The sequence below is a fragment of the Nocardia araoensis NBRC 100135 genome, assembly GCF_000308435.1.
Lineage (GTDB): Bacteria > Actinomycetota > Actinomycetes > Mycobacteriales > Mycobacteriaceae > Nocardia > Nocardia araoensis.
The window spans coordinates 34,463-44,056 of record NZ_BAFR01000166.1; the positions used below are offsets into that span (position 1 = coordinate 34,463).

11 protein-coding genes are annotated in these 9,594 nt (G+C 68.9%); 6 read left to right on the plus strand and 5 right to left on the minus strand.

What is annotated here, in order from left to right:
• Positions 1-10: 10 nt before the first annotated feature.
• Positions 11-613, minus strand: coding sequence for a CHAP domain-containing protein (locus ON21_RS23020; protein ID WP_039800615.1), 603 nt, complete (start codon positions 611-613; stop codon positions 11-13).
• A 198-nt stretch (positions 614-811) separates the two neighbouring features.
• Here ON21_RS23020 and ON21_RS23025 point away from each other — a divergent pair, with 198 nt between their 5' ends.
• Genes ON21_RS23025 through ON21_RS23040 form a run of 4 tightly spaced genes read left to right on the plus strand, consistent with a single transcriptional unit; the run spans position 812 to position 4,380 of the window.
• Entirely contained in the window at positions 812-1,462 is a 651-nt protein-coding gene (locus ON21_RS23025; RefSeq protein WP_039800644.1) for an ABC transporter permease, read from the plus strand.
• Positions 1,455-2,654 carry an ABC transporter ATP-binding protein gene (locus tag ON21_RS23030; protein WP_051021240.1) on the plus strand — a complete coding sequence of 400 codons (1,200 nt, stop codon included), beginning with the start codon at positions 1,455-1,457 and terminating at the stop codon, positions 2,652-2,654. The genes ON21_RS23025 and ON21_RS23030 overlap by 8 nt, the downstream gene beginning before the upstream one ends.
• A complete protein-coding gene (locus tag ON21_RS23035) occupies positions 2,651-3,409 on the plus strand; it encodes an ABC transporter permease (RefSeq protein ID WP_039800617.1) in 759 nt (252 codons plus the stop codon). Before ON21_RS23030 ends, ON21_RS23035 begins: the two co-directional genes overlap by 4 nt.
• Positions 3,406-4,380, plus strand: a complete 975-nt coding sequence (locus tag ON21_RS23040) for a glycine betaine ABC transporter substrate-binding protein (RefSeq protein WP_039800619.1) — start codon at positions 3,406-3,408, stop codon at positions 4,378-4,380. Before ON21_RS23035 ends, ON21_RS23040 begins: the two co-directional genes overlap by 4 nt.
• 128 nt (positions 4,381-4,508) lie before the next feature.
• Here ON21_RS23040 and ON21_RS23045 read toward each other — a convergent pair whose 3' ends face one another.
• Positions 4,509-5,144: a TIGR03086 family metal-binding protein gene (locus ON21_RS23045; protein ID WP_039800621.1), complete on the minus strand. Its 636-nt coding sequence runs from the start codon at positions 5,142-5,144 to the stop codon at positions 4,509-4,511.
• An 89-nt stretch (positions 5,145-5,233) separates the two neighbouring features.
• Here ON21_RS23045 and ON21_RS23050 point away from each other — a divergent pair, with 89 nt between their 5' ends.
• On the plus strand, positions 5,234-6,205 hold the full coding sequence (locus tag ON21_RS23050) for a helix-turn-helix transcriptional regulator (protein ID WP_039800648.1): 972 nt from the start codon (positions 5,234-5,236) through the stop codon (positions 6,203-6,205).
• 72 nt (positions 6,206-6,277) lie between these two features.
• Here ON21_RS23050 and ON21_RS23055 read toward each other — a convergent pair whose 3' ends face one another.
• Complete coding sequence (locus ON21_RS23055; RefSeq protein WP_245562695.1) at positions 6,278-7,735, minus strand: MFS transporter; 1,458 nt, start codon at positions 7,733-7,735, stop codon at positions 6,278-6,280.
• A gap of 71 nt (positions 7,736-7,806) precedes the next feature.
• Here ON21_RS23055 and ON21_RS23060 point away from each other — a divergent pair, with 71 nt between their 5' ends.
• Positions 7,807-8,289: a MarR family winged helix-turn-helix transcriptional regulator gene (locus ON21_RS23060; protein ID WP_039800623.1), complete on the plus strand. Its 483-nt coding sequence runs from the start codon at positions 7,807-7,809 to the stop codon at positions 8,287-8,289.
• Positions 8,290-8,546: 257 nt separating this feature from the next.
• On the opposite strand, the gene ON21_RS23065 is transcribed toward ON21_RS23060, so the two are convergent.
• Both ON21_RS23065 and ON21_RS23070 read right to left on the minus strand, forming a co-directional pair.
• The gene (locus ON21_RS23065; protein WP_039800625.1) at positions 8,547-9,134 is read right to left on the minus strand and encodes an NADPH-dependent FMN reductase; all 588 of its coding nucleotides are present in this window, start codon (positions 9,132-9,134) and stop codon (positions 8,547-8,549) included.
• An 83-nt stretch (positions 9,135-9,217) separates the two neighbouring features.
• On the minus strand, positions 9,218-9,589 hold the full coding sequence (locus tag ON21_RS23070; RefSeq protein ID WP_039800627.1) for a hypothetical protein: 372 nt from the start codon (positions 9,587-9,589) through the stop codon (positions 9,218-9,220).
• Between the last annotated feature and the right edge of the window lie 5 nt (positions 9,590-9,594).

Genomic DNA, 9,594 nt, shown 5'->3' on the forward strand with positions numbered 1-9,594 from the left:
GAAGTGATCTTCACAATCGCCCGAAACCGACCACTCCCGTTATGTCGTCCAGCACGAACCGGTGAATGCGAACCTCGCCGTACTCGTTGCCGCCGATCGTGGTCACCTGGCCGCCGTCGGCCCGCAGGACGATGTTGGTGTGCTGCCCGAACGGACTGGACTCCCGGTACAGCAGCACGTCTCCGGTCCGCGGACGATAGCCCGAGCCGATCGGGACGAACCGGCCGACGCGCTCGTAGTACTCCTGCAAGGTATAGACGCCCGGAATCCGCCAGGAGCCGGAATTCGGGTTGGCCAGCGGCACACCGGCCGCGCGCAGCACCCAGCTGACGAAATCCGCGCACCACGCCTCCTCCACACCTTCCGCGTATTTCGTGCCCACGCCCGGATCAGCGAACTCACGCTCGGCGACGGCGACGATTCCGGCCTGGGCCGCATCGAGTGCGGAACGGTCCAGCGTGGGGAACTCGGTGAGCCGCTCGCCCGCGATCGCCCCGTGGTCCGCTCGGTCCTGCCACCAGAGGCCACCGGCGATCCCGGCGGCGGCCACACCGAGCAGCACCAATGCGAGCGCGATCCACCGCCCCGATCGCGATCCCGGCTGTCGTGTCATCGCTCCCCCGCTTCGTTCGTGTGATGCTGTTGTCGACTCTATGGAATTCGACGCGCGAGCACGCCGAACGGTTCCCTGTGCCGTGCGACCGGTTTCGGCGACCGAGCGCGGGGGCAACCCGGTGGAGCCGAAATCATGTACGGCATCGGGAAAACCGCGCTAGTCTCCGGAGAGACCAGCCGATGGGGAGGTACGGCCCTGGACACGCTGTGGACATTCATCGTGCACCGGCGGCACCAGTTGCTGGTCGACTCCTACCTGCACGTCTCGGCCGTGGTGCAATCGGTGCTGCTGGCGACGGCGGTCTCGGTGCTGATCGGAATCCTGGTCTACCGCAGCCCGTTCGGCCCGTCGATCGCCTCCGCACTGGCGGGCGCGGTGCTCACCGTTCCGTCGTTCGCGCTGCTCGGCCTGCTGATCCCGGTGCTCGGCCTCGGTGTCGCACCGACGATCACCGCGCTCGTGGTGTACGCGCTGCTGCCGATCATGCGCAACACCATCATCGGACTCGCCTCGGTGGATCCGGCCGTGACCGACGCGGCCCGCGGCGTCGGGATGAACCGGCTGCGGGTGCTCACCCGGATCGAACTGCCGCTGGCCTGGCCTGCGATTCTGGCCGGTATGCGGGTGAGCACCCAGCTGATCATGGGAATTCTCGCCCTCGCCGCGTACGCGAAGGGTCCCGGCCTCGGAAATCTGATCTTCTCCGGGCTCGCGCGCCTGGGCAGCCCGAACGCGGTGCCGCAGGCGCTGGTCGGCACGATCCTCGTCGTCGTACTCGCACTCGTCCTCGACGGGATCTACGTCCTGGTCGGACGGCTCACCACCCCGAGGGGAATCCGTGACTGAAACCGAAACCCGCGACGGCCGCGCGGCATCCGTCGTCTCCGGCGTCGAGATCGTGCTGGACGCGGTGACCAAACACTATCCGGGTCAGCGAGATCCGGCCGTGGACCGCGTCTCGCTGACCATCCCGGCCGGTGAGATCGTGGTCCTGGTCGGACCGTCCGGCTGCGGCAAGACCACCACCATGCGGATGATCAACCGGCTGATCGAGCCCACCTCGGGCACCATCACGATCGACGGCCGCGACGCCGCCACGATCCAGCCCGACCGGTTGCGCCGCGGCATCGGCTATTCGATCCAGCAGGCGGGACTGTTCCCGCACCTGACCGTCGCGAAGAACGTCGCGACCGTGCCGGGCCTGATCGGCTGGAACCGGCGGCGCGTCGCGGCGCGGGTCGACGAGATGCTGGAGCTGGTCGGTCTCGATCCGGACACCTTCCGCGACCGCTATCCCCGCCAACTGTCCGGCGGCCAGCAGCAGCGCGTCGGCGTGGCCAGGGCGCTGGCGGCCGACCCGCCCGTGCTGCTGATGGACGAGCCCTTCGGGGCGGTCGACCCGATCACCCGAGGGTTGCTGCAAGACGAGTTGCTGCGGCTGCAAAGCGAACTCGGCAAGACGATCGTCTTCGTCACCCACGATTTCACCGAGGCGGTCAAGCTCGGCGACCGCATCGCCGTGCTCGGCGACCGATCCCGCATCCTGCAATACGACACGCCCGCGGCGATTCTGGCCGACCCGGCCGACGAGACGGTCGCCGGTTTCGTCGGCGCGGACGCCTCGCTCAAACAACTCACCCTGACCCGGGTCGGTGACGTCGAGCTCGGCGATTGCCCCACCGCCACCGAACAGGACGCGGTCGACGAGTTGCGCGCCGCGCTCGCGGACCGCGACTGGCCGTGGGCGCTGGTGCTGGACGGTCAGGGCAGGCCACGCCGCTGGGTCTCGGCCGAACAGCTGGCCCACGCCGATTCGCTGCGCGACCTCGGAACGCCGGTGCCGGAGACGTTGGCGCTGAAATCGACGCTCCAGGACGCGCTCGAAGCCCTGCTGACCCATCAGAGCGCGACCGCGGTGGTGACCGGTGCGCGTGGCGAGTACGTCGGGCTGATCACCATCGACACCCTGGTCGGTCACCTGTCGGCCCTGCGCGCCGAGCACGGGGCGGACCGCTCCGCGACGGACGGCGCGCCATGACCACCGCGTCACCCGCCACCCAGCGCAGGGCCGAGCGCATGCGGCTGGTCGTGCAGCCGCTGGTCGTCCTCGTGCTCACCGCGGGCGTGCTGGTGTGGGCGTTCGCCCGCGACCTCACCGTCACGCAGCAGGCGAGCCTGAACGCGGACAATGTCGCGACCGTCACCTGGCAGCACATGCGGATCACCGCGACCGTGGTGCTGATCGTCGTCGCGGTGGCCGTCCCGCTCGGAACCCTGCTCACGCGACCCGGATTCCGCCGCCTCGCACCCGTTTTCGTCGGCATCGCGAACATCGGCGCCGCCGCACCCGCCATCGGCCTGATCGTGCTGTTCTACCTGGCCACCCGCACCACCGGCTTCTGGATCGGCGTGGCACCGATCGCGTTCTATTCGCTGCTTCCGGTGCTGCGCAACACCATCCTGGGCTACGAGCAGGTGGACCGGACGCTCATCGACGCGGGACGTGGTCAGGGCATGTCGGCCGTGACGGTGTTGCGTCGCATCGAATTCCCGCTCGCGGTGCCCTACATCCTGGCCGGGCTGCGCACTTCGCTGGTGCTCGCCGTCGGCACCGCGACGCTGTCGTTCCTGGTGAGCGCGGGCGGCCTCGGCATCCTGATCGACACCGGCTACAAGCTGCGCGACAACGTCACCCTGGTGGTCGGCGCGGTGCTCGCGGTGGCATTGGCCCTGTTGGTGGACTGGCTCGGCGCGCTTGCCGAGGCGTTTCTCGGGCCGAGGGGGCTGCGATGATCCGGGTGTGGCGCGCGCTCGCCCTCGGGCTGGGCGTGGCGTTGCTGGCCGCCTGCGGCCTGCAATCCGGCAGCGCGGTGCCGCTGCGAGTCGGCCCCGGCAGCATCCGGCCCGTCCCCGAACTGGAGGGTGTGCACGTCACGGTGGGCTCCAAGGATTTCACGGAGCAGAACATCCTCGGATATCTGATCGAGTTCGCCCTGTCGGCGGCGGGCGCCGAGGTGCGCGACCTGACCAACATCCAGGGCTCCAACAGCGTGCGCGACGCCCAACTGCACGGACAGATCGACCTCGCCTACGACTACACCGGCACCGGCTGGATCAACTATCTCGGCAACGAGACGCCGGTGCCGGACGAGATCGGCCAGTTCGAGGCGGTGCGCGACGCCGACCTCGCCGCGCACGGCATGCTGTGGACGGCGCTGGCGCCGATGAACAACACCTACGCGCTGGTGATGAGCGCGCGCACCGCACAGGAGACCGGTGTGCGCACGCTGTCGGACTACGCCAGGCTGGTCGCCGCGGACCCGGCGGCCGCGGCCATCTGCGTCGGCACCGAATTCAACGTACGCCAGGACGGATTCCCGGGCCTGGCCCGCAAATACGAGATCGACGCGAGCAAGGTGCGCAAGCAGATCGTGCAGGACGCGGTGGTCTACCAGGCCACCGCGGACGGCAGGCAGTGCCGCTTCGGTTCGGTCGCGGCCACCGACGGACGCATCCCCGCGTTGAACCTCGTTCTGCTGCAGGATGATCGCGGCTTCTTCCCGAAGTACAACGCGGCGCTGGTGATGCGCCGGGATTTCGCCGAGGCACATCCGCAGGTGGTCACGATCCTGACGCCGATCTCGCAGCGCCTCACCAACGAGGCCATCACCGAACTCAACCGTCAGGTCGACGTGGACGGACGCGAACCGGCGGAGGTCGCCAGGGACTGGATGGTCGCACAAGGGTTCGTCACCGCGCGCTGATTCCCGTGGTGCGGACAGCGACGGTCGATCTGATGAACGCCGCCCGCCAGTCGGTTCGACGACCGCGTCCGCCGGACGGGCGAGCACACCGCCCGCGGGGCCCACCGGGTGAGCCCCGCCAGGCAGGCTCAGCGCGGATCACGCCCCAGGTAACGAAGCAGTTCCGCGAGCGCGCCGCCGGCCGGACCGTCGATGATCGGGGCGAAGGCCCCCCACTGGCGCAGCGGTTCGATGATCTCGGCCGTCTCGCCGCTGCCGGGCGCCGGATGACCGGCCCGGGCCGCGGTGAGCAAGTGAGCGGCGAGTTCGTCGGTCAACGGCGACGGCTGGCCGGTCGCGATCGCGATATCCCAGGCGTGGACCGCGGCATCCAGCGCGCACATGACCGCGGCGACCGGGGTGGTGAGCGCGCCGTGAGGCAGCGGTGTCGGCACGGTCTCGGTGGCGTCATCGACCGTGGTCCAGGCGAAGGCGGTACGCTCGACCGCCACACGAACCAAGTCCGCCGGAGTGCCGTCGATCTCACCGGAGGGCGCGAACGGGTTGTAGGCCGGACCATCGCCGATGCCGAGCGACTCGGCGTACGCCAGCTGGTCACCGGCGGCGTGCTGCACCACCTGCGTCACATCCCATTCCGAGCACGGGGTGGACAGGTGCCACTGATCCGCTCCTACACCGGCCACGACGCTCTCCAGCGCGCGATGGGAATCGGCGAGCACGTCCCGCCAAACGGGGAGCAGAGTCGCGGTGGCGGTGGCGTTCATGTTCGGAGCCTTTCGGTCGTTCTCGCTGATGACACCAGCCTATTCGGCCATTAGGCTACTTTCGTTCCTAATAACCGAGGAGGGTGAAAGTGGCGTCGACCACACCGCGGCTACTGCGGTTGCTCGCGCTGCTCCAGGATCGGGCGTACACCGGCCGGGAGCTCGCCGAGCGCCTCGACGTCACCGATCGCACGCTGCGGCAGGACATTCAGCGGCTGCGCGAGTTGGGTTACCCGGTGCACGCCGGACGCGGCGCGATCGGCGGTTACCGGCTCGGCCGCGGCGCGACCATGCCGCCCCTGCTGCTGGACGACGACGAAGCGGTGGCCGTCGCGGTCGCCGTCGGACTCGCCGAGGACGGCTCCACCGGCATCGCGGACATCGCCGAGCACGTCACGAAGGCATTGGGCAAACTGGACCAGATCCTGCCGAAACGGTTGCAGCGCAAGGTGTCCGCGCTGCGTGACGCGACGGCCATCGGCCCGGCCACGACGGGATCGCGCGAGCCGGACGCACCGGTTCCCGCCGCCGTGCTCACCACCCTGGCCGGCGCCATTCGCGACGGCGCGACCGTCCGGATCGCCGAGGCCGGGGCCGTATCCTCGGTCGAGATCGAGCCGTACCGGCTGATCAACTGGCAGCGCCGCTGGTACCTGGTCGCCTACAGCCTGGAAGGCCACTCCTGGCGGGCGATCCCGGTCGCCCGCGTGCTGCGCGCGGAGACGAGTTCGCGCCGTTTCGCCGCGCGTTCGCTTCCCGACGACGACTTGGTCGCCTTCGTCATGCGCCACGTCGCCACCACGGGATGGCGGGTGCAGGCCCGGGTGACGGTGCTCGCGCCCGCCGAAACCGTCATCGCGAGGATCAATCCCGCGGTCGGCGTGGTCGAGCCGGTGGATGCGGACACCTGCCTGCTGTACACGGGCGCGGACGCGCTGGAGACGATCGCCGTCTACCTGTCCATGCTGATGATGGACTTTCGCGTCCACGGCCCGCCGGAACTGGTCGCCCACATCCGCACGCTGGGCCGCCGATACACCGAGGCGGTCGCCGACGCTTGAAACCGACCTCCGTCAGCTGCCTGCCGCGCGACACCCGGCTCGTGTCGCGGACGACGCGGCCGAGAACTCGGGTCAGGAATGCCCGGTGGTGGTCGCCGCGTCGGCGGTCTTCCGCATGGGGATCAAGGCGGTCAGGCCGATCGCGACCAGCGCCGCCGCCATCGCGATGAGGAAGGTGGTGTGGAAACCGTCGCGGGAGGGCAACAGGTGCGGGCCGAGCCGCATGGTCATGTGCGCCAGCACCACGCTCATCACCGCCGCCGAGGTCGAGGTGCCGACCGAGCGCATCAGCGAGTTGAGGCCGTTGGCCGCGGCGGTCTCGGTGATCGGCACCGCGCCCATGATCAGCGCGGGCATCGCCGCGTACGCCAGGCCGACGCCGCCCGCGACGATCACCGAGGCGAGCATGATCTCCCAGACGCTGTTCATCAGCACCACCGCACACAGGTAACCGACCGCGATCACCGCGGATCCGAGCGCGAGGGTGACCTTCGGCCCGCGCTCGGCCGACAGCCGGGCCGACACCGGTGACAGCAGCATCATCACGAAGCCGGTCGGCGCCAGCGCCAACCCGGCGGTGACCATGGACAGCCCGAAGCCGTATCCGGTCTGCTCCGGCGCCATCAACAGCTGCGGGAAGGTCAGCGACATGCCGTAGAGCGCGAATCCGACGGCGATCGAGGCCGCGTTGGTGAACAGCACCCTCGGCCTGGCCGAAACGCGCAGGTCCACCAGCGGCGAACGCTGCCGCAATTCGAACGCGCCCCAGCCGAGAAACACCACCAGCGACACGGCGAACAGGGTCAGGATCGGGGCGCTGGCCCAGCCCCAATCCGCGCCTTTCGTGATCGCGATGAGCAGCGCGAGCAGCGCCGCCGACAACCCGATGGCGCCGCCGAAGTCGAAACGGGCCGGCGTGCGCACCGGCGACTCCGCCACGAACAGGAAGACCAGGGCGGCGCACACGACGCCGAGCGCGGCGGAGGTCCAGAACAGCATGTGCCAGTCGGCGTTCTGCGCGATGGCCGCCGCGACCGGCAGGCCGACCGCGCCGCCGACGCCGAGTGTGGCGCTCATGATCGCCATCGCTGAACCCACCCGCTCGGCGGGCAATTCGTCGCGCATGATGCTGATGCCCAGCGGAATGGCGCCGACGGCCGCGCCTTGCAGCGAGCGCCCGACGATTTCGGGCACCAGGCTGGAGAACGACGCGCAGACCACCGAACCCGCGACCAGCAGAAGCAGATTCGCGAGCAAGATCCGCCGTTTGCCGAACATGTCGCCCAGCCTGCCGCTGATGGGGGTCGCCACCGCGCCGGCCAGCAGCGTGGCCGTCACCACCCAGGAGGCGTTGGATGCGGAGGTGTGCAACAGCGTGGGCAGCGACGGGATGATCGGGATGACCAGCGTCTGCATGAGCGAGACCACGACACCGACCATGCCGAGCGTGGCGATGAGCAGTGCCGACGAGGGACGGCGCCGGTCGCCGGAATCAGTGACGCTCGAGGACGCGTCGGCAGCTACAGTCACATGTGCACGGTACATATGGTGTGTATGCTGCACAATTTGGCGCGGACGTGATTCGCGCGACATAGTGAGCTATGTCCGATTCCGGTCCCGGCGACAACGTGGCGCTATACCGCCTCGTCTTCGAACTGTCGCTACTGTCCAGGCACTTCCCCGCCGCAGTGCTCCGGCGTCCCGGCTTCCAGCTCGACCGCTCGGCATTCTTGATCCTGACCAGGCTGGAACTGGACCATCCGCTGAGCCTGCGTGAGCTGTCCGAAGCGTTCCAATTGGACATTTCGACGATCAACCGGCAGGTCGGGGCCATGCGCAAACAAGGTTTGGTCGACCGGGTGCCCGACCCGGACGGAGGCATCGCCCGCAAGATCCGCGCCAGCGCCAAAGGATTGGAGTTGCTGGCGGCCGACCGCAAGCAGAGCCGCCAGGGTATCGGCGCGGTGGTAGCCGAGTGGACCGAGGCCGACATCGATCAGTTCAGCAGGTTCATCGCGCGTTTCAACCAGTCGGTCGAGGACAAAGAAGACAACCCCTGGCCGCGTCCGGAGGGGCTGGAGTGAAACACGATCGACCGGGCTTGCCCGCCGCGATCAACCGGCGAGCCGCGCGCAGGCGCTGGTAGCCGATCCGCCTGCGCGGCGGCCGAGCCAACCCCGGCTCGGCCGCCACCGGCACTGTCATACGCCAGCAGACCCTGTGCCACTACACCCGCGACATGCGCGGCGCGACGTCGAGGTGCCTGTGATCGATGACTTCGGTTTCCGACGCATCCATCGCCCGATCCCTCGATTACGAACCGCTCCGCCCGAACGCGGGATCATCGAGCGACATAAGGATGTTCGGCACGAGCCGACCGCAGCGCGCGGCCCCACCAGACCAACTGGCCGAGCAGTTGATCGGCTGCCGCCACCGGCATTTCCGGATCCGTCGGCTGCCCCGCGGCATCGAACCGCGAGCCCGCGTCGTGGAAGCTCACCGTGTCGCGCACGGTGACCGCGTGCAGCTCGGCGAACACCTGCCTGAGGTGCTCCACCGCGCGCAGGCCGCCGGAGATGCCACCGTAGGAGACGAATCCCACCGGCTTGGCCCGCCATTCGGTGTAATGCCAATCGATGGCGTTCTTGACCGACGCCGGATAGCTGTGGTTGTACTCGGGTGTCACCACGACGAACCCGTCCGCCGCGGCCAGTCGGGGACCGACCGCTGCCAGCGCCCGCGCCGCCTCGGGTTCGGGTTGGTGGGAAAGCCGTTCCGGCAGGGGCGTTTCGGCCAGGTCGACGACGTCTACGTTGACGTCGTCGCGCCGCTCGGCATGGGCGGTGAACCACTTGGCGACGGTCGGGCCGAAGCGGCCCGCACGAGTGCTTCCGACGATCACGGCGAGCTGGATCGGGTGGTCGGACATGACGGATTCCCTTCGACGCGTTCGATGTCCAGAACAGCGTCGAACCTGAACAATGGTTCGGGTCAAATCGGCGTGGTCGCCGATCAGACCTCCAGATCCTCTTCGATCCCCTTCAGGCGGTGGCGGGCCAGCGCCAGATTCGCCCGGCCCCGGTCCAGGGCGAGGTAGAGGAACAGGCCCTTGGACTTGCGGCCGGTCATCGGCCGGATGATGTGGTACTGCCCGGACAGCGTGATGAGGATGTCCTCGATCTCGTCGTTGAGGCCCAGCTGGTCCATGGTGCGCATCTTGGCGCGCACCACCTCGGTGTTGCCCGCGCCCGCGACCTGGAGGTCCAGGGACTTGGAGCTGCCGAGCATGCCCAGCGCCATGCCGCTGTTGTAGTCGACCACGGCGGCGCCGATCGCGCCGTCGATCACCATCATGTCTTTGAGCGCCAGATCCATATTGGACATATGTA

Bases quoted from the DNA above. Each gene is read 5' to 3' on its own strand.
- ON21_RS23045 (WP_039800621.1), bottom strand. From the start codon at position 5,144: ATGAACGCCACCGCCACCGCGACTCTGCTCCCCGTTTGGCGGGACGTG.
- ON21_RS23070 (WP_039800627.1), bottom strand. From the start codon at position 9,589: ATGTCCAATATGGATCTGGCGCTCAAAGACATGATGGTGATCGACGGC.
- ON21_RS23040 (WP_039800619.1), top strand. From the start codon at position 3,406: ATGATCCGGGTGTGGCGCGCGCTCGCCCTCGGGCTGGGCGTGGCGTTG.
- ON21_RS23035 (WP_039800617.1), top strand. From the start codon at position 2,651: ATGACCACCGCGTCACCCGCCACCCAGCGCAGGGCCGAGCGCATGCGG.
- ON21_RS23065 (WP_039800625.1), bottom strand. From the start codon at position 9,134: ATGTCCGACCACCCGATCCAGCTCGCCGTGATCGTCGGAAGCACTCGT.
- ON21_RS23020 (WP_039800615.1), bottom strand. From the start codon at position 613: ATGACACGACAGCCGGGATCGCGATCGGGGCGGTGGATCGCGCTCGCA.
- ON21_RS23060 (WP_039800623.1), top strand. From the start codon at position 7,807: ATGTCCGATTCCGGTCCCGGCGACAACGTGGCGCTATACCGCCTCGTC.